Source organism: Desulfotruncus arcticus DSM 17038 (genome assembly GCF_900113335.1).
Lineage (GTDB): Bacteria > Bacillota > Desulfotomaculia > Desulfotomaculales > Desulfallaceae > Desulfotruncus > Desulfotruncus arcticus.
The window spans coordinates 105672-124772 of sequence record NZ_FOOX01000011.1 but is presented as its reverse complement, the minus strand read 5'-3'; the positions used below and the strand labels follow the sequence as shown (position 1 = coordinate 124772).

The following is a 19101-nucleotide window of genomic DNA, read 5'->3' as shown; positions in this document are numbered from 1 at the left end:
TTAAACACTTCCTTTGACAATGGTTTTCTCTCTGGCCCAGTACAGGTAAAATCCATCATAGATCTTAACGTTAGCATAGCCAAGCAGTCTATTTAAAACAAAATGAATATAAGAAGCTCTAATGGAGTTATTGGAATAGATTACTACTTGTTTTTCGGGGGTGATTCCATTATCTGTGAACAATTCTTTTAAGTCGGAGGCGTTTTTAAAAGTCATATCTTCGTTGATGAGCTGATCCCAGGTTATGTTTATCGCCCCCGGTATATGGCCTCTGCCGCTGAATTCTTCAGCCGAGCGGGCATCAATTACAGCGATGCCCTCTGAGTTTTGCAGCAGTGCTTCTGCTAAAGTAGCCGTTTCTATGATGAAATTAGCTTTTTGTTGTTCGCCTGCTAAATTAAATGCCCCCAGATTACCCCTTCTTACCCTTCCGGTCTCCATTTCGTACCCCTTGGCCAGCCATTGCTCCAGCCCGCCGTTTAGCATTTGAACATTCAGCCCATACATATTTAAAAAAAACCATAAAGCTGCATGATTGTAGTTATCACTGTAAACGACGATGTGGTCCGAGCTGTTTACCCCGTACTCCCGTATGGTTAAACTGAACAGCTTGGGGGAGGTAAACCTGCCCCGGCGGTTGGGGTCCATCAGCGACTTAACGTTAAAGCAGATTGCTCCGGGTATATGGCCCTGTTCGTAAATGTCTCTGGTTCTGGTGTCCAAAATAGTTAAATTGGGCTGGCTTAAGATTTTCTTTAATTGGTCTGCACTGATCATGGCTTCCGGATGGGTATAAGGCACGGCCGGTTCCTTGGCATTAACAGTATTTAAATCCTGGTCTTTATTGCCGCACCCGATAAGTAAACCTGCCAGTAGGGTTAATAGCACCCCCAAAACAAGATATTTTTTAACACTCAATAAAAAAACCCTCCTTGTTATATAAATTACAAATAATTACAGATAAGTACATTTTCACCTCCGTATTAAAACTGCTTCCAAGACTCCCGCTGCTATAGTGGGAGTTCCTCTTTATGTTCAGCTTTGACTGAACGGTTTCACTGAGCTTTTGGGCACAGTTAACTTTATAATATGTTATTAATTTCAGGTTGTTACACATATATATTATTAATTAGTCATTGGGGGAGGTAAAAATGAAAAAAACCACCTGGTTAATAATGGCGATATTTTTTTATATTGTTACATTAGTCCCTGCTGCTGTTGCCAATCCGCTGAATGATGTAGCCGGACATTGGGCGGAAGGGTATATTACAAAGTTGGCGGATACATCCGTCATGGGGGGCTACCCTGACGGAAGCTTTCATCCGGAAGCTAATGTGACGCGGGAGGAATTTATCAAGTGCCTGATATTAGCTTTAAAAATTCCCGTATACGGTGCGGTGGAATCCTCTTACGCCGATGTTGGCAACACATCGTGGTCTTTTCCGTATATTGAGACGGCTGTGGTGTCCGGTATACTAAAACCCGAGGAAAGCGTTAATGGCATACTAAAGCCCGGAGAGCCGATTCCCAGGGTGGAAGTGGCAAGGTTGATAGTCCGGGCGCTTAAACTTGCTGTTGAGTCGAATTATACAGGTTATGATGATGGTATTAATATTCCGCCGGCATACCGGGGGTATGTCAGTATTGTTTATGAGCGTAATTTAATGTCGGGTTATCCCGATGGAACCTTTCGCCCCTGGAATCCGGTTACCCGGGCCGAAGCCAGTGTAATTTTGGTGCGGTTGATCTACGAATCGGGTAAGGGTACCGGATTAGTGACCATATGTTATGATCACAGTTCGAAATCAATATTTGATAATGCCTTTCCATTGCACCAAAGCTATGGCTACCCGGGGGTTAATTATATCTTGCCGTCCAATGTGGGCAGCCGCGGCATGATGACCATAGCGCAGTTGCAGGAAATGGAGCAGGCCGGGTGGGAGACCGGTTCTCATTCAAAGAATCATATTCATTTTAAGGATTTAAGGGATCGTGAGATCAGGCAGCAGCTGTTACAACCAAAAGAATGGCTGCAGAAAAACGGTTTGCAGTATGCAAGTTTTGCTTATCCTTTTTGGTTTGATACCGATCCTTACCCGGTAGTAAGTGAATATCACGAGTCCGCTGTTAAATGCTTTGGCAATAAAATTAATATTCCGCCAATTAATCGTTATAATCTGGAAAGGATTATGCTGGATTCCGGGTTGGCCAATGATGAATTGACAGATCTGCTGGATCAGGCGGTTATTCAGGGAGGATGGGTGATTTTTTATACCCACTCTGTTACGGAAGCAAATCAAACCCCTGCCAATCACGGTATCAACCAGCAGAGGCTGAATGAGCTATTTCAAGAGATTAAAAATCGCGGCTTAAAAGTTGTGACTGTCAGCGAGGGAGTAAGCTTGAAATGTTTGGACTAGATGTGCCGGATACAAGTAACTTAAAGACTTTTTCAGGATAATAAACTAGTTATTAAAATAGCCATGGTCTTCTAAATAACTAATTATTTGCCTGACGCACTCCTGTAGCGGCTGTTGATCCGTCTCAATAATTAATTCAGGGCTTATAGGAGCTTCGTAAGGAGAGCTGATGCCTGTAAAGTTTTTAATAATTCCATGCCGGGCTTTTTTATATAAACCTTTGGGGTCTCGCCGCTCACATTCGGCCATAGCGCATTTGACGTATATTTCCAAAAACTCGCCCTGCTGAAATAGGCTGCGTGCCAACCGGCGATCTTTTCGATAAGGAGATATCAATGCCGAAAGCACAAAAAAACCGGCATCAAAAAATAATTTGGCCACCTCGCCGATCCGGCGAATATTCTCGCGGCGGTCCTCCGGGTTAAAACCCAGATCATTATTTAAGCCGCTGCGGATAGTGTCGCCATCCAGCACATAAGCATGTACTCGGCGCCGATAAAGCTCGGCTTCCAATTCTGCGGCTAAAGTCGACTTACCCGCGCCGGACAGCCCGGTCAGCCAAAGCACGCAGCCCCTGTGTCCATTTAAAAGATAACGGTCTTCCTTGGTAATTTTACAGTTATGACTCAAGCAATTCACCTGCCTTAATGTTCTAAAGTATGTAATCCCACCGGAGCCGGACACAGGTAACGTGAGATTTTTGGGGGATTTTTTAACGAAACAGGAAGGTTAAAATAAACCCGGCACCTAAAATTAAGCCGGTTTAAACATAATTAGCATTTAAAAACTATTTAAAAACAAATAGAAGTTAAAAACAATAGAAGCAGAGGACCGTCGACTTTTAGGCGGTCCTTATGCTGTGATTATGTAGTGTTGCTTATGGAAAATAAAAGTCCGGCTGCTCACATCTTCATGGGAAAAAATTATGGATTCTATCAAAAAATAAGTTAAGAAAATTTAATGCAATGGGAAGAGGAGAATCTATGAAAAGATATAGACGGTGCTTTTTGATCATGGCGCTTATCGGTTGTTTGCTTTTGACCATGCATTTAGACGGCTCCGTAAAACAAAATAAGCCGGCCCTGGCGTTCAATGGTGTACGGGGGAAAACCGTTGTTATTGATCCCGGACATGGGGGGCGGGATTTAGGATGTAAAGCCGGCAAGCAAGTTGAAAAAGATATCAACCTTAAAGTAGCCCAAAACCTGGCTAAAATGCTAAAACTTGAAGGGGCCGAGGTCAAACTGACCAGGAACGGGGATTACGAACCGGGCCGGTGGTTCTTTAAGCGGAAAAATGAACTTGATGCAAGAATCGCCCAGGCAGCTAAGTACGAAGCCGACATATATGTAAGCCTGCATGTGAATGCTTCTTCCAAGAACAGTAAGGCCGGGGCGGTGGTCTTCCACAATGATGCCAATTATTCCGCCGGGGACTTGGCTCAAAACATCCAGCGGGAGTTGCGGCGCATACCTGCAATGGTTAAAAGAACAAGCCACGCCAGAAATTATTATGTGCTTACCCATCTGGACATACCTGCCGTGGTGGTTGAAATGGGGTACTTGTCCAATACTCGCGATTTTAAACAACTGCAAAATTCCCGTTATCAAAAAGAAATCGCCCATGCTATTGGCACGGGCATCAATAATTACTTTAATCGAGCCAACCCGGTTAAAACAGCCGGGGATTTGCCGGCACAGAAAGAAAAATACGTTGGACAAGCAGGTGAAAATAAACCTGGCGCATTTTTTTTACCTAAAAATCCAAGTAAATTACTAATGCTGTCCGAGGAAGTTGAAGCAGGTGACGAAAGCTTCGAAGACAAGAGCCTGGCGGAAAAAGCCCGGCTGTCTCTAAAAAAACTAGCGGAAGGGCCCAGAAACAATTCGGAATTAAGCTCTTGTATACCCCGTGGTGTCAATATCCAGGACGTACAGGTGTTGGGTACCCTGGCCCGGGTGGACCTGAAAATAGATAATGTAAATCTGGACAGCATCGGGAGCGAAGAGGAATGGATTGCTCTTAGTTCGATAGCATACACCCTTTTTGAACTGCCTCAATTGCACAGTGTCAAACTGACCGTAAATGGTGCAGAAGTGCGTACTTTAGCCAGGCATATGGATATCAGCAAACCGCTGGACCGCAATAAAATGTCACTTACCAGAGTGGCCGGCGGTTTAATGGAAGGCAAAAAAGCCAAAGTGGCCATTGTTATTGATGACTTTGGTTCCAGTGATCGGCATGGCGTAAAGGAAATGATGCAAATAGACAGGCCGCTGACTTTTGCGGTTATGCCCAACCTGGAGAATACTACAGCCGAATCCAAACAGGCGGCCCAGCGGGGTTATGAGGTCATTGTCCATCTACCCCTGCAGCCGCTAAAGGGTAAAGCCAGCTGGCTCGGTCCGGGGGCGATAACTTCCAACATGACCCCGGTGGAAATACGTGAACAGGCAATAAAGGATTTTAACCAGGTGCCTTACGCCACCGGGTTTAACAACCATACCGGGTCATTGATCACATCCCGGGAGGATTTAATAACTCCCGTGCTGGAAGCTGCCAAAGATAGGGGCTTTATGGTTCTGGACAGCAAAACTTCGGAAGGCTCCAAGATGCTTGAAATAGCCCAAAATATGGGCATCGCTTGTACGCAAAGGGATGTTTTTCTTGATGACATCAAAAATGTAGCTAAAATCAAAAAACAGCTCAATCTTTTGGCGGAAAAAGCATTGGCCCAAGGCAGCGCTGTCGGCATTGGACATGTAGGGAATGGCGGGGATAAGACGGCCCGGGCGATTAAGGAAATGATACCTGTTATGGAGGCCCGGGGCATCGAATTTGTCTACCTTTCTGAACTGGTACATTAATTGGGGGAGGCCATTTATGAGAAGAATTTTTTTGGCGCTGCTGGTACTGGCAATTTATTTGTTGCCGCTGAGCACGGCGTGCGCCAGTCCCAAGGCGAAAAAATCATTGCCTTTAAACTCAAAAATCATTGCCATTGATCCGGGACACGGTGGTTATGACCCGGGGACACTATGGGAAGACCTTTATGAGAAGGACATCAACTTGATAGTAGCCAGAAAGGTGGCCGATAATCTGAAAAAAAACGGCGCACAAATAATATTAACCCGCGATGGAGATTATAATTACGCTCTGCCGGGGATGCGGGGACGTCAAGCGAAGCGCTATGACCTGAACCAGCGGATAGAAATAGCTAAAGCCCATAAGGCCGATATTTTATTAACCATTCACGTTAACGGCTCGCGTAAACGCGGTTATGAAGGCGCGGAAACCTTTTACCATGCCAAATCAACCGATGGCAAAATCCTGGCGCTGGCGATACAGCAGGAATTACGGAGTATTCCCGGCATGACCCAAAGAATCGCCAAGATCACCAATTGCTATATGGTCAGGCAAACCAAAATTCCAGCCGTGCTGGTGGAGGTGGGTTATTTAAGCAATGCCCATGAAAGAAAACTTCTGCAGGAAGCGCGATATCAAGAACTATTGGCTCAGAAGATTGCTGAAGCCATAATATTGTACTACAATTCTCCCGAAACCATTAAAAGCAACATGATACATGATACCCTGGCCAATGCCAACTATGTTCTAAGAGTAATGGGATATACAATCCTGGGGGAAAGCGAAGAGCAGGAGCTTATTGAGTAAGGTCATAATACCCAAAATAGTAGGGCGGTTTTGTTCACTGAAACAAAACCGCCTTCTTTTTTGGAACACTTTTAAAAAAGAAACATAAAATAACAGGTATAACAAATTATATCTGGGGAGTTCCCAGGGAAGGCATTTATGAATAAAAACACCCGGGAGGATAAAACTTTTAAAACTTCTTTGGCCGTGGCTCGCCATGGTGGCATAGCAATTGTCGGTTCGTTTCTGGGCAATATGATCAGGTTTTTAACACAAGTATTACTGGTAAGATTACTTGGGCCTGAAAAATACGGTTTATATACGATCGGCTTTAGCATTTTTACTATAGCCGGTCAAATTTCCCAATTAGGTTTGTCGGAAGGGATTATTAAGTTCGGCAGTGTGTATAGCACCGAAAAAGATCAGCCCAGATTAAAAGGTTTATTCAAGCTGGCCAGTATACTCACGGTTATAGTCGCCGCACTAACAGCTATTTTTATATTTATATCAGCATCTCATATTGCCAAGAATATCTTTGATAAAGAGGAATTGGAATTTGTTTTAAAATTTTTTGCCGTTTCCATACCTTTTTATGTCTTTGCGGCTATCTTAACCGCGTCTGCCAGGGCTACGCAAAGTATATTTTACTATTCATTAATGCAATATATATTACACCCTGCAATATATATAATTTGCCTTGTTGTTTCTTGCCTGGTGGGATTAACTATTATCCATGCGTTAAAATCCTTTGTCTTAGCGTGGGTATTGGTTGCTGTTTTTGGCGCCATAGCTATATTTAAAATCAGTCGGGTTTTGCTTTTTAAAGGCAAACCTATTTATGAGCCTCAAAAATTATTTCGTTTTGCCATGCCTGTTTATATAGCCAGGTTTTTGCCGCTGGTAATCAATCAGTTTGATAAAGTAATTTTGGGAAAAATGGTGCTGGCCGGTGATATAGGCGTATATGCCGCCGGGGGTAAAATTGCCGCTCAAATAGTGATATTTATGCAGGCATTTAATTTAATAGTTGCTCCGGTTATTGCAGAACATTTTCACAATAACAAGCTTAAAGAATTAAATTCACTCTTTAAAACAGTTACAAGGTGGACAATATCCTTAACCTTACCGTTTGTTTTATTTATTATTATTTATGCAGAACTGATTATGGGCATGTTTGGGGTGGAATATGTAGTTGGTAAAAATATTTTAATTCTATGTTGTCTGGCGCAGTTTGTAAATGTATGCACCGGACCCCTTGAATATATGTTAATTATGGGTAAGCAGGATCTGGATTTGATTAATAACTGTGCCTTTGTTTTGATAAATATAATTTTAAATTATTTATTTATAAAAAATTATGGTATTTTAGGTGCTGCTTTGGCTCTTGGCTTATCCATGATGATTATTAATCTGGTTCGCTTGTTGGAAATGTATATTTTATATCGCTTATGGCCTTACTCGGCAAATGTATTGAAGAGTTTCCTGGCTGCCTTTATAACCTATGGTTTGGTAATAATGTTGAATAAATTTTTCCCCAATCTTAGCTGGCCGATAATGTCATTGTTGCTTTTGGGAAGTTATGCGGGATTGCTGTGTTTTATGGGGTTTAACCATGAAGAACGGGAGATTTTAGTGCTGATAAAAAGAAAGGTTGGTGGTATTTTTGTGAGTCGTGATAACCCGTAAGGGTAGTTGGTTAACTATAATTATAAATTCGGTGACACCCTCTTTAGTTTAAGGGGAGTTTTCTAAAGGAGAGGGTTTGTAGATGTGGTCATGGCTGATTATTATATTGATTACTTTAAGCTGTCTTTTTTGTTTCTTCAGCATTGTACAGCTGGAGTTAAAAAGACCTTACGCTAAAATGTGGATAATTTTAACTTGTTTTACTATTATCGCAGTGGTAGGTACCTTATTAAGTGTTCCTTCTCCAATTTTGCAAAAATATTCATATGAGCCCAAACCGGCCGAAATCAAATTAAGAGAGCTAAAAGATTTTGAAGAGCCATTCTTAGAGGTACAAACAACAGAAGAACAAAATTCTGAACAAAATGATGCTCAGGAAGAAACAATTGCTGAGGATGGAACAGAAGATATTAGTTTATCAGCTGAAACACCGCCTGAGGGCTCAGCTGATAAAAAGCTGATTGTAATGGTCCCCGAACTTAATGTCCGGTCAGATGCCGATAACAATGCTGAAATAATCGGCAATGTGCAATATGGCCAAATTGTAACCGAAGTGGAAGTACCTGAGGGTTCTGAGTGGGTCAAAGTAAGAATGGACAACGGATTGGACGGATGGGTATCCAAAAGGTACTTAAATTACTTAACGGAATAGCGATAAGATTAGCATTACGGATATTGTTATGATTGCGGGGGGGTAGCTTTTTTTGAGGGCTAAAGAATTTACAAGTGTACTAAGTGAGTTAAAATTGGCTTTGGTGGCAGTTCCTATTTTGGCCATGATATTTAGCGCAGTAATTAGTTTATATGTTTTATCTCCTGTCTATAAGGCATCAACAACTTTAATGGTGTTTAATCAGCCAACAGCTTCTTCTCCTTATGAGGTAAGGGTCGGAACCATTATGTTAAACCAAAGGCTGGTTAGGACTTATTGTGAGCTGGCCAAAAGCACCATGATTTTTGAAGAAGTGATTAAGCAGAATAACCTTAAAATGTCGGTTGATGATTTAAGGAAGAGAGTTAATATTGAGCTGCTGGGTGAGACGGAATTCTTAAGAATAACTGTAAATAGTACGAATCCAACACTTTCTGCCATGTTGGCCAATGAGGTGGCGCGGGTATTGCTGGAAAAGGTGGCCGAATTAATGGTTTTGGATAATATTCAAATTATTGACCCTGCTTCACCGCCTAATACCCCGGTTTGGCCAAACCATAATTTAAATATTTTATTGGCGGGTGCAGTTGGTTTGCTGTTGATTGTCGGAGTAGCATTATTCAGAGCTTCTATTAGAGCTGAGGATGGAGAACAGGATCGCCCAATTAATAATGCAACCGGTCAATCCGGAAGTAACGATTAATGCATACCACGGTGGAGAATGGCTGGGTGAACGAGGATTTATATAACGTAATGGGGGGATGCAGACTTGAGATGTTTGGTTACAGGCGGTGCCGGTTTTATCGGGTCAAATTTGGTGCACGCTCTGGTAGCTGAGGGCTATGAAGTGCGCATTTTGGATAACTTTGCAACAGGAAAATTTGAAAATATACAGCCAATAATAAAAAAAATTGATCTGGTAGTAGGGGATTTATCCCAAAGGGAAGATGTTTTAAGGGCTGTGGAAGGTATGGATGTGGTATTTCACCAAGCTGCTCTTCCTTCCGTGCCCAGATCGGTGGCGGATCCTTACAGCACGAACCGGGTCAATATCGAAGGGACTTTAAATGTCTTTCTGGCAGCCCGGGATAAGGGTGTAAAAAGGGTGATTTACGCCTCGTCTTCTTCCGTTTACGGCAGTAATGAAAACCTGCCTAAAGAAGAAAAAATGCTGTTAAAGCCGATGTCTCCGTATGCGGCCTCGAAAATGGCCAACGAAGTTTACGGGAGTCTGTTTTATGAGCTGTACGGTTTGGAAACAGTGGGGTTAAGATATTTTAACGTTTTCGGCCCGCGGCAAAACCCCAATTCCCAGTATGCCGCTGTGATCCCCAAATTTATTATGGCCTTGCTGCAAGGTGATCCTCCTGTGATATATGGGGATGGAAAACAGTCACGCGATTTTACTTTTATTTCTGATGTGGTTAAAGGCAATATTTTGGCTGCCAAAGCTGAGGGAGCGGCCGGCGAAGTATTTAATATAGCTCGTGGTCAAATGATTAACCTAAATGAGTTGCTGGGCTTGCTTAAAAAGATTACGGGCAAAAGCGTTGAGGCATTATATACCGATTCCCGCCCCGGTGACGTAAAACACTCCCTGGCGTCAATTAAAAAGGCCGAAGCGCTGCTCCAATATTGCCCACGGGTAAATCTGGAAACCGGCCTTCAACAAACCGTGGCCTGGTTTTCGAATAACGCGCAGGTTGTTTAGGCGCCATGGGGCCGAGCGTGGCCGGGGCTATCGGTACGGCATGGCTGCCGGTACTTTTATGGCGGCAATACTTTGAATTTTTTTCGGTGCGGGGAGCCGGGCAAGCCCCCGCGCCGGTTTTTTATTAGTATCTGGGAAGAATTTCAGCAAACGATCGAAAACATTGTAGACAGCAACAAATCGGTATAAAAGACCACATCCAAAATCCTTGGGATAGGGTCTTTTTTGCGACTAAGAATTGTTTGTTTCAATGGGTATTTGCGGTTTGTTTAGGTTATAAAACTACCTCTCAAATTCCTCATCTTCTTCATCGTCCAAAACATTGATTTCCTTAACTTCGTGATATAAAACACTATTAATTTGCTTGGCAAGTTCCGGTAAACTTTTGGTAACAGTTCCCTAAAGCACTGCTAAATCAATGTTTTCATAATCGTGGACAATTTTGTTTCTCATGCCCCGAATGCTTTTCCAAGGTATATAGTAATGTTTCTCCTGCGTATCCCCGCTGATTTCCTTTGCCAGTTCACCAATTTGGGAAACTGAAAAGGCACAGGCTGAAAGAGTCTTTTTATCCGCCATAAAATCCTCGAAAGAAAACCCGTCAACATACAGCGTCACATCGTCTATATAAGTGCTTATCTTTTGCAAAATAATCCTATCTTTGCCGGTCATATAAAACAATTCCCTCCTGTTCCACTACGGATCGCATGGCCGCATTGTTTTTTAGCTCCGTAATCTCAAAAAGATCAACACGCTTACCCAGCCGGGTTGTAATGTCCTCAAGTACTCCGTAAAAATCCATGTTTAAAAGCTTGCCTTTGCTGTCTATGACAATATCTATATCGCTTTTGTCGGTTGGGCTGCCTTTGGCATACGAACCAAACAGTATGGCGCGATAGACAGGGGCAGTTTCAAATACCGGAAATAGTATTGTTTTTATTTCATTTATACTGAAAATTGATTTATCCATATCTTCACCACTTTGGATTTCTTTTCTTAATTATAACAGTAAAATGGGAAATTTTACAAGGAAAACATTAATCTTTCAGGGATCCTATGGTACCTTTCTATTCGATTTTGCACCCTATCCCGAAAACGGTCCTGATGAGGGGGCCTCCCTTACTTTCATCAAGTTTTTTTCTTAATCTCTGCACATGAATATCAGCGGTCCGTGTATCTCAAATATATTCAAATCCCCAGACTTTGTCGAGCAGATCTCCCCGAGAAAAGACTCTGCTTTTATTTTCGGCAAGAAACAGGTTATTTAATATTCAAGAAATTTAATGCCAGAAATGGTGAAAGACGATTGGAAAGTCCGAGCCTGCCGGGAAGAAATCCCACGGGGTTCGGGTTTTTTCTTTTTCCCGGGGAGAGCGGCCTAGTAACATTATCCGGCAGCAAGCCATATGATAACGTAATGAACGGCGGTAGGGGGATAGCTAATGAAGCTGCTTTCCATGGAAGAACAACCTGTGGGTATTGATTTTACAGAAAAAATTGCCGGTGTTCCCCGGGTAATTCATGTAACCACTATCGGTATTACCTCATATAGGGCTTTATTGGCTCAATGCCGTTTTTTCCGGCAAAAGGGTATGGAGGTGGGGTTTGTTTTCAGTCCTTCTGCAGAAAGAAAATTGCTGCTGGGCCTGGGGTTTCCCGTAAAAGAGATTTACATCGACAGAAAAATTAACCCCCTGGCCGATTCCGCGGCTATTTTCAAGCTGTGGCATTATTTTAGGGCTATAAAACCCGATATTGTACACACCCATACTTCCAAAGCCGGTGTGGTGGGCAGGATAGCAGCCAGATTGGCCGGGATTGCCAATGTTGTGCATACTGTGCACGGATTTCCGTTCCACTCCGGAATGCCCAAGATAAAATACCTCCTTTATCAGGAGATTGAAAAAAAGCTGGCCGGGATAACAGATATGATGCTGTCCCAGAGCCGGGAAGACATAATGACTGCGCAAAGGCTTGGCATTAAACCCCGCCGGGGCAATTTAACGCACATCGGAAATGGCGTTGATCTTGATGAGTTTAATCCCGATCAATATTCCATTAACCGGCAGCGGCAGATCAGGGAAAGTCTGGCCATCAAGGGAACGGAACCGGTGATCACCATGATCGGTCGTGTAAACCGGGAAAAAGGGTATCACAATTTGGTGGAGGCGTTGCATCAGATTGATGATATGCCCTGGCAGGCTCTGCTGATAGGCCCGGATGAGGGGTTTTTAACCGAGCTTAAGCAGCAAATAAACAGTTATAGGCTGCAAAACCGGATTCATTTTCTTGGCCAGCGCAGTGATATTAATGACTTGCTGGCAATTACAGATGTTTATGCCCTTCCTTCCTACCGGGAAGGGTTGCCCCGCTCCCTGATCGAGGCCCAGTCGATGGGCTTACCTTGTGTGGCCACTGACATCAGGGGCTGCCGGGAAGTCGTTGTGGAAGGCAGCACGGGATTCCTCGTGCCGCCGGGAGACAGCAGGGCTCTGGGCGAGGCGCTGCGCCAATTGCTGATGGATTCCCAACTGCGCTTGAATATGGGGAATGCGGGCAGACAACAGATGCAGCTGTATTTTAATGAAGCAGAAGTAGCCCGAAAAGTTATGGCTGTTTATGAGCAGATTTTAGAACCGCTAGATCAACGTTTGAAGAGGTGATCCACATTAATATAAAAGTTTGGTGTATTGCCATTTTATTGGGTTTCCTTCTTGGTGTAATTATTCCCCTAATATATTCGCCCTGGCCTTTATTGGCCAGATCACTGGTCGTTCAGGACCGGCTTACTAAGGTTGATGTTCTGGTAACCCTGGGAGGGGATTTAGATAGGGAACTTTATGCGGCGGAGCTTTACAGGCAAGGCTTGGCGCCCAAAATTATTATGTCCGGCTGCGGCTCATCAGCTGCCAAAATGGCTAAAAAGGCAACCAAGGCAGGGGTTAGGGCCAGGGACATTATTTTAGAGGAACACGCCGTAAGTACTTATGAGAATGCCATTTATTCCAAGGGAATTATGTTGGCCCAAAATTTTAAATCCGCCATTATAGTTTCTTCACCTTATCATATGCGGCGCACCAAGCTGGTATTTGAAAGGGTGTTTAAAAATACCGGCGTGAAATTGCTTTACAGTCCGACCAATAATTCGGATTTTAATGTGGATGGTCAATGCAGCAGCGAGAGAGACAAAGAGATAGTAAGGAGGGAGTATATCAAGCTGATCTATTATTGGTTCAGGTATTGGTAGATATAAAACACTAGGCGGTGTATTGATGTGGATTATGATGTGTTGGGTTTGCGGGATCGGGAACAGTGGCTGCGGGAACTTGATAAATTAAAGGATATCAAGCCCGATTTGCATTACCGGCCTGAATACCTGGGATTGTTTGGCGACATGGGCGAGGCACGGTTATTTATTTATCACGAAGGAACGGAAACAGTAATTTACCCTTTTTTTTTAAGAAAGGTCAATTTAATTCCCGGACTTGCGGATAAGCTGTCGCTGGATCTGTATGACATAACCGGTCCTTACGGCTACGGAGGGCCGTTGGCCACCCCGGCTGCCGGCGATAATGTATTAAGCAGCTTTTACCGGTGTTTTGCCAACTATTGCAACAGTAAAAACATCATCACGGAGTTCATCAGATTTCATCCTATATTGGGCAACCACAGATTAATGCAAAATCATGTAGAAGTTGCCAGAGTATCCTCGGTAGTATGTGTCGATCTCAGGGGTTCGGTTGAGAAAATTTGGTCGGGATATAAGCGCAACAACCGCAAAAACATTAACAAAGCTTATCGGGAAGGGCTAAAAGTGGTTTTGGAAGAAGCGCCGGCGCATCTTGCCGATTTTTTAGGTATCTATCACCAGACCCTGGCCAGGCGCCAAGCTGGAAATTTTTATTACTTCAATACCGAATTTTATAAATACCTGCACAGGGAGTTAAGAGGTAATTTTTTATATGCTCACACACTAATTAACGGGCGGGTAATTTCCACGGAGCTGTTGCTATACAACGAATCTTATATCCATTCTTTTCTGGGGGGGACTTTAGAACAATTTTATGAGTATCGCCCCAATAATATTTTGAAACATGAAGTAATTAAGTGGGCCAAAAACAAAGGAATTAATTATTTTTTACTTGGTGGCGGCTATCGGGATGAAGATGGCATCTTCCGTTATAAATTATCGTTTGCCAGTAACGGGGTATTGGATTTTTACGTAGGGAAAAAGGTACACAACCAGGAGGCTGTAAGCAGGTTGGAACAAATCATGGCTTCGCAAAAACCCCGGGAAAGTGAAAGTTATTTCCCTAGCTACCGGAGGTATTAAATATGGCGGTAACAAAAATTAATCAGACCGTTAAAAGAGCGTTTGACCTGATAGGTACATTGCTGATACTGTTGCTTCTCAGCCCTTTATTGATAATAATTGCGCTGGCTATAAAAATTACTTCGCCGGGCGCCGTCCTTTTTAAGCAACTGCGTTTAGGTTTAAACGGCGAAATTTTTTGGATGTATAAGTTCCGGAGCATGGTTCCCAATGCTGTAAATATGGGGTCAGGCATGTTCGTTGAAAAAGATGACCCGCGGATCACAGCCGTTGGCAAGCTTCTCAGAAAAACCAGCCTTGATGAACTTCCTCAGTTATTAAACATCCTGCGCGGCGAGATGAGTCTGGTTGGCCCCCGGCCCGCTCCATTGCACCACCTTAAAATATACGATGAAAGGCAGATAAAAAGGTTAACTGTTAAACCGGGCATTACCGGATGGGCCCAGGTAAAGGGACGTTTGGCCTTATACTGGCCGCAGCGTATTGAATTGGATCTATGGTATATCGATAATTATTCATTTTGGCTGGATATAAAAATACTGGTAATGACGGTTACAGTGGTGCTGTTTCGCCGTGGTGACACCGCCAAAGCGGATCGAAAAGAGAACGATCCATTTATGAAATTATAATAAGGAGGAGTCAGGAGTCAATTCTGACTCCTGACTCCTTAATTAGTTGAGGGATATAAAATGAGATTAAAAGGACGCAAAGTTCTGGTAACCGGGGCGGCCGGTTTTCTTGGCTCTCACCTGTGCGAGAAATTGCTGATAGAGGGTTCCGGGGTTCGGGGATTCGATATTTTTAATTCCGGCAAAAAAGCCAATCTAAGCGGGGTTTTAAAAAAGATTGATCTGGTGTGTGGTGACGTATCCTCCGAAGATGTTGTGGCCAGGGCCGCAATGGATGTCGATGCAATTGTCCATCTGGCTTTTCCCATGGAATTACGCCGCCGGTCAATGGATAACCGGGCCGTAATAGCTGCTTTGGCCGGGCTGATGAACTTAATTCAAGCCGCCCTGCGCCGTAAAGCCGTGCTGGTCTATATTTCATCCATTGCCGTTTACGGCAATGGCCAATATAATCCCATTGATGAAAGCCATCCCCTGGAACCGGTGCTTATTCATGGTGCGGTTAAACTGGCCGGCGAAAACCTGTGCGCCACGCTGTCAAGAAGTCACGGGCTTAGAGTTGTTATTTTAAGGGTGGCTGATATCTACGGGCCAAGGAATACCAGGGTAAGCGTACCGATCAAGTTTTTACTGCAGGCTTTACGGGATGAACCCATAACCGTCTATGGAGACGGATCTGACAGCCGAACCTATACATTTATTGATGATTTTTCGGAAGCAGTGGTTATGAGTTTGCTTTGTCCCGGAGCTATAGGTGAGATTTTTAATATAGGCGGCGATGAATGTGTCACCATGCACCAATTGGCCCTGGAGGTAAAAAAAGTTACCGGCAGCGGCAGCCCGGTTTGGTTTAAGGATGCTCCGGCGGCAGGCCGCCGGCTTGTTATTAATAATTTAAAATCAAAAAAAATTCTAGGCCTAAAACACTCAGTTAGTTTAACCCGGGGCCTGTCGGAAACGTATAAATGGCTTTTGGATAATCCGGGATACTATTAATGGACGGGACTGCGGCGGGGTTGACGATGTGCACGGGGTCAGATCCCACCCGGTTACCTGGGCGCGATTCCTTGCGGTTGTGTACGGGGCCGCCGCCCCTATACAGTCCCAAGTTTTTACTATATTCCGGGTTAAATACATGGATTCAGCATAAAAGTTTAATAAAATGTTGGCTAATATAAACATATTAAGTATGGTTGCAAGAATAAAGTATATTAAATGAAATTATAATGATCCGGGAGGATGGTGTTTGTTTGAAGATATTGATTATTATTATGGGAATTGCGTTTCTCCTGGGCTGGTTAGTAATATATGTTAAATTTTTTAAAGACCAAGAGGAAAGACAGGAACATGGGACGCCAAAACCGGATAACGGAGAAGATAGAGTATTATCGGTAGCTTCCTGGGGCGATGATAGTAATGACGGCTCCCACACAAGTCCCTGGAAAACATTGCAACATGGTATTGAAAATTTACAACCAGGTGACAGGTTATTGGTGCGTGAGGGCGTATATAGCGAATATATATCATTTGATAAATCCGGCAGCAGTGCAAACCCCATTGTTGTTTGTGTATCACCGGGTGAGGAAGTGGTGCTGGATGGAGGAGGAGTAGGCTGGAAGTACGGCTTTAATTTTGCATATGGCGTTTCTTTTATTAATTTTTCAGGTTTTAGAGTAAAAAATTTCCAGGGGGCGGGAGTTGCTCTGTGGGGTGATAATGAAAGCATTGAGTTGCAAGACCTGGAAATATTGGGCTGCGGTACCGGTGTGCACATTATATCAGCTGTTAATTTATTAATTGAAGACTGTTACTTTCATAATAATAACGGCCCCGGCCTGGTGGTTTCACCGGGTCCTTTAAAAACAGCCAGGATTATCCGCACGCGCTCATCCAATAATGATAACCTTGAGCTGCCGGATGGTTTCTCTTTGGACAGCGGAGAGGATATTGTTATGGAAAAGTGCATGGCTGAATATAATACCGGAAGTGGTTTTAACTGTTCAACTTCCAATACTGCGATTACCTCTTGTATAACCCGGGACAACGGAAGTTATGGGATTAAATGCGCGGGCAATGGATACAGTTTGGTTAACTGTATCATTGACACTAATGGCATGGCCGGCTTGGCTTTAGAAGGCGGAGAAGTATATAAGCTATATAACAACCTTATTGTTAATTGCGGTATCAAGGGCGATTATGGCATGGCGGCTGCTTCCGCAGCGGGCTCTTTGCCTGTCAGAGTAGCGTTAATAAATAATATTTTTGCTTTTAACTACGGCGGCATTCATTTTGGCAGCGCCGCGGCGGTGGAAAAAGAGGACTACAATATTTACTGGAGCCGTCTGGATGCTGAAATTTCCACGACTAACCGCAAATATTCCAGAGAAGAAATAAATGGGCAAGTTTGGTTTAAAGAAACCGGCCAGGGGAAGCATAGTTTCTGCCGGGACCCATTATTTGTCGACTCGGCTTGCCGGGATTTCCGGCCGGCCAAAAACAGCCCGGCTATTGACCGCGGCACCAAAGAGGGTGCGCCTGATACCGACATCAACGGCAGCGCGCGCCCGCAGGGCCAAAATTATGACATCGGTCCGTATGAAGCGATGGAAGGGAGTATTATTCCGCCAACCGCCAAAGTAATTTACAGCCCAACCTATTCCACCGATAATGCCGATTCTTTGCATTTCGCCGTTAAATGGGCCGGATATAATGCAGGCGGCCAGGTTGGGGGATTTAATGTGCAGGTGAAAGAAGGGGCTTGGGGGACCTGGCAAAACTGGCTTACCGAGACCAAAGAAACCGAAAGTAACTTCCTGGGTGTTAACGGTCATACATATTACTTCCGGGTGCGGGCTAAAGACGACCTGGAGAACTGGGGCAAATGGTCCGATACCATGTGTACAATTGTTCCCCAGGACAACCGCAGCCCGTTAATTAAATATGAAGGCAGCTGGGATCTCACAGAGTTCGAAGGAGCTTTTTTGAATACTGTACATTATTCTATAAACCCCGGGGCGGTGGTTTCATTCCGTTTTACAAGCCGGGAAATAGCCTGGATTTCCACCAAAGGGCCGGACCGGGGGCAGGCTTTGGTTTATATCGATGATCATATTTGGGCTACGGTAGATCTTTACCATCAGGAGTATCAGTGCCGCCGGCCGGTGTTCACCGCTTCTCTCGACGCTAACCCGCATACCATACGAATTGAAGTGGCCCAAACCAAGAACGAGCATTCAAAGGGTTACCGGGTGGATATTGACGGACTCGCTGTAAAATTATAAAAACCCGGGGTTTTAATAGCCCCGGGTTTTTATAATTTTCCTTGAAGGCGTAAAATAATTTCATTAGTTGCTATTCAGCATTTATTAGATATGGATTTATATGAACCAGCCCTTCAATAAATCTGAAGTGCCTTGTATTTAAAGTAAATAATACTGCTTCGTTAACATAGGCTGTTGCTGCAATAAGGGCATCCATCGGGTCAAGACCATGTGAAGCGCGATACATTGATAAGAATTTACCCGCGGTAACTGCTATTTTTTTGTTAACAGATACATGTTCAAATATTTCAAGTAGATTTCTAATTGCCTCATAACGTTTTTCGGAAATTTTCGGTGCTGAAAGCAGTTCCATTATTGTAATTGTGGAAACTAATCCTTCAAATACCCCATTTTCAATGTTTTTCAGTTGCTCTCGCGCCTCGGGCAAACCTTTTAAATGATCTATAACTATATTAGTGTCAACAACCACTTTCATGGGTATCCAACCTTCTTCCGGAATCCTTGCGCAGTTCATTGACATACTTTTTTAAATCATAATCCAAATCAGATAGTAAACCGAAAGTCTGATCTACTATTCCTTTTGTAATCCGTGCTTGCTTGGTCTTCAGCACAATTTTTTCGTCTTCGATATAGGCAGACAGTGTATCTCCTTCTTTTAGATTAAGACTATTTCTTGCTTCCGCCGGAATTACTATCTGTCCCCTGGAGGAGATTTTTATAACGTACATTGCTTACACC

19 protein-coding genes and 1 pseudogene are annotated in these 19101 nt (G+C 43.6%); 13 read left to right on the top strand and 7 right to left on the bottom strand.

From position 1 onward, the window contains the following. Positions 1–918, bottom strand: a complete 918-nt coding sequence (locus BM056_RS15050; RefSeq protein ID WP_092472249.1) for a sulfurtransferase — start codon at positions 916–918, stop codon at positions 1–3. Positions 919–1175: 257 nt separating this feature from the next. Between BM056_RS15050 and BM056_RS15045 the strand changes: the two genes are divergently transcribed. Then, positions 1176–2420: an S-layer homology domain-containing protein gene (locus BM056_RS15045; RefSeq protein ID WP_165613549.1), complete on the top strand. Its 1245-nt coding sequence runs from the start codon at positions 1176–1178 to the stop codon at positions 2418–2420. 45 nt (positions 2421–2465) lie between these two features. On the opposite strand, the gene cysC is transcribed toward BM056_RS15045, so the two are convergent. Beyond that, entirely contained in the window at positions 2466–3059 is a 594-nt protein-coding gene (gene cysC, locus BM056_RS15040) for an adenylyl-sulfate kinase (RefSeq protein ID WP_092472247.1), read from the bottom strand. 344 nt (positions 3060–3403) lie between these two features. Here cysC and BM056_RS15035 point away from each other — a divergent pair, with 344 nt between their 5' ends. From BM056_RS15035 to BM056_RS15010, 6 genes are all read left to right on the top strand, one after another. Beyond that, on the top strand, positions 3404–5287 hold the full coding sequence (locus BM056_RS15035) for a divergent polysaccharide deacetylase family protein (RefSeq protein ID WP_165613548.1): 1884 nt from the start codon (positions 3404–3406) through the stop codon (positions 5285–5287). 16 nt (positions 5288–5303) lie between these two features. Next, entirely contained in the window at positions 5304–6092 is a 789-nt protein-coding gene (locus tag BM056_RS15030; RefSeq protein ID WP_092472245.1) for an N-acetylmuramoyl-L-alanine amidase family protein, read from the top strand. A 138-nt stretch (positions 6093–6230) separates the two neighbouring features. After that, positions 6231–7757, top strand: a complete 1527-nt coding sequence (locus tag BM056_RS15025; protein ID WP_092472244.1) for a flippase — start codon at positions 6231–6233, stop codon at positions 7755–7757. Between the two features lie 106 nt (positions 7758–7863). Then, positions 7864–8409, top strand: a complete 546-nt coding sequence (locus tag BM056_RS15020) for an SH3 domain-containing protein (protein ID WP_165613547.1) — start codon at positions 7864–7866, stop codon at positions 8407–8409. A gap of 52 nt (positions 8410–8461) precedes the next feature. After that, positions 8462–9112 (top strand): YveK family protein, encoded by a 651-nt coding sequence (locus BM056_RS15015; RefSeq protein WP_092472242.1) that lies wholly within the window; start codon positions 8462–8464, stop codon positions 9110–9112. Between the two features lie 66 nt (positions 9113–9178). After that, positions 9179–10120: an SDR family oxidoreductase gene (locus tag BM056_RS15010; RefSeq protein ID WP_092472241.1), complete on the top strand. Its 942-nt coding sequence runs from the start codon at positions 9179–9181 to the stop codon at positions 10118–10120. Positions 10121–10519: 399 nt separating this feature from the next. Here BM056_RS15010 and BM056_RS15005 read toward each other — a convergent pair whose 3' ends face one another. From BM056_RS15005 to BM056_RS27510, 3 genes and pseudogenes are all read right to left on the bottom strand, one after another. Continuing rightward, the gene (locus BM056_RS15005; protein WP_092472240.1) at positions 10520–10792 is read right to left on the bottom strand and encodes a HepT-like ribonuclease domain-containing protein; all 273 of its coding nucleotides are present in this window, start codon (positions 10790–10792) and stop codon (positions 10520–10522) included. Continuing rightward, entirely contained in the window at positions 10776–11090 is a 315-nt protein-coding gene (locus BM056_RS15000; RefSeq protein WP_092472239.1) for a nucleotidyltransferase family protein, read from the bottom strand. Before BM056_RS15000 ends, BM056_RS15005 begins: the two co-directional genes overlap by 17 nt. Positions 11091–11187: 97 nt before the next feature. Beyond that, positions 11188–11286, bottom strand: a pseudogene (locus BM056_RS27510) (DNA-binding response regulator); the annotation flags it as partial. A 276-nt stretch (positions 11287–11562) separates the two neighbouring features. Between BM056_RS27510 and BM056_RS14990 the strand changes: the two are divergent. The 6 genes from BM056_RS14990 (at position 11563) to BM056_RS14965 (ending at position 18363) form a co-directional block, all read left to right on the top strand. Next, the gene (locus tag BM056_RS14990; RefSeq protein ID WP_238456476.1) at positions 11563–12783 is read left to right on the top strand and encodes a glycosyltransferase family 4 protein; all 1221 of its coding nucleotides are present in this window, start codon (positions 11563–11565) and stop codon (positions 12781–12783) included. A 92-nt stretch (positions 12784–12875) separates the two neighbouring features. Beyond that, positions 12876–13367: a YdcF family protein gene (locus tag BM056_RS14985; RefSeq protein ID WP_165613546.1), complete on the top strand. Its 492-nt coding sequence runs from the start codon at positions 12876–12878 to the stop codon at positions 13365–13367. A gap of 27 nt (positions 13368–13394) precedes the next feature. Continuing rightward, positions 13395–14453, top strand: coding sequence for a GNAT family N-acetyltransferase (locus BM056_RS14980; protein WP_092472237.1), 1059 nt, complete (start codon positions 13395–13397; stop codon positions 14451–14453). A 2-nt stretch (positions 14454–14455) separates the two neighbouring features. Further along, complete coding sequence (locus BM056_RS14975) at positions 14456–15082, top strand: sugar transferase (RefSeq protein ID WP_092472236.1); 627 nt, start codon at positions 14456–14458, stop codon at positions 15080–15082. A 60-nt stretch (positions 15083–15142) separates the two neighbouring features. Beyond that, positions 15143–16078 (top strand): NAD-dependent epimerase/dehydratase family protein, encoded by a 936-nt coding sequence (locus tag BM056_RS14970; protein WP_092472235.1) that lies wholly within the window; start codon positions 15143–15145, stop codon positions 16076–16078. Positions 16079–16332: 254 nt separating this feature from the next. Beyond that, on the top strand, positions 16333–18363 hold the full coding sequence (locus BM056_RS14965) for a right-handed parallel beta-helix repeat-containing protein (RefSeq protein WP_165613545.1): 2031 nt from the start codon (positions 16333–16335) through the stop codon (positions 18361–18363). Between the two features lie 70 nt (positions 18364–18433). Here the strand turns inward: BM056_RS14965 and BM056_RS14960 are convergent, their stop codons facing one another. Continuing rightward, positions 18434–18838 (bottom strand): type II toxin-antitoxin system VapC family toxin, encoded by a 405-nt coding sequence (locus tag BM056_RS14960; RefSeq protein WP_092472233.1) that lies wholly within the window; start codon positions 18836–18838, stop codon positions 18434–18436. After that, a complete protein-coding gene (locus BM056_RS14955; RefSeq protein ID WP_092472232.1) occupies positions 18822–19091 on the bottom strand; it encodes an AbrB/MazE/SpoVT family DNA-binding domain-containing protein in 270 nt (89 codons plus the stop codon). Before BM056_RS14955 ends, BM056_RS14960 begins: the two co-directional genes overlap by 17 nt. Between the last annotated feature and the right edge of the window lie 10 nt (positions 19092–19101).

Bases quoted from the DNA above. Each gene is read 5' to 3' on its own strand.
- BM056_RS15030 (WP_092472245.1), top strand. From the start codon at position 5,304: ATGAGAAGAATTTTTTTGGCGCTGCTGGTACTGGCAATTTATTTGTTG.
- BM056_RS15000 (WP_092472239.1), bottom strand. From the start codon at position 11,090: ATGGATAAATCAATTTTCAGTATAAATGAAATAAAAACAATACTATTT.
- BM056_RS14970 (WP_092472235.1), top strand. From the start codon at position 15,143: ATGAGATTAAAAGGACGCAAAGTTCTGGTAACCGGGGCGGCCGGTTTT.
- BM056_RS15045 (WP_165613549.1), top strand. From the start codon at position 1,176: ATGGCGATATTTTTTTATATTGTTACATTAGTCCCTGCTGCTGTTGCC.
- BM056_RS15005 (WP_092472240.1), bottom strand. From the start codon at position 10,792: ATGACCGGCAAAGATAGGATTATTTTGCAAAAGATAAGCACTTATATA.
- BM056_RS14955 (WP_092472232.1), bottom strand. From the start codon at position 19,091: ATGTACGTTATAAAAATCTCCTCCAGGGGACAGATAGTAATTCCGGCG.
- BM056_RS14960 (WP_092472233.1), bottom strand. From the start codon at position 18,838: ATGAAAGTGGTTGTTGACACTAATATAGTTATAGATCATTTAAAAGGT.
- BM056_RS15035 (WP_165613548.1), top strand. From the start codon at position 3,404: ATGAAAAGATATAGACGGTGCTTTTTGATCATGGCGCTTATCGGTTGT.
- BM056_RS15025 (WP_092472244.1), top strand. From the start codon at position 6,231: ATGAATAAAAACACCCGGGAGGATAAAACTTTTAAAACTTCTTTGGCC.
- BM056_RS14975 (WP_092472236.1), top strand. From the start codon at position 14,456: ATGGCGGTAACAAAAATTAATCAGACCGTTAAAAGAGCGTTTGACCTG.
- BM056_RS14990 (WP_238456476.1), top strand. From the start codon at position 11,563: ATGAAGCTGCTTTCCATGGAAGAACAACCTGTGGGTATTGATTTTACA.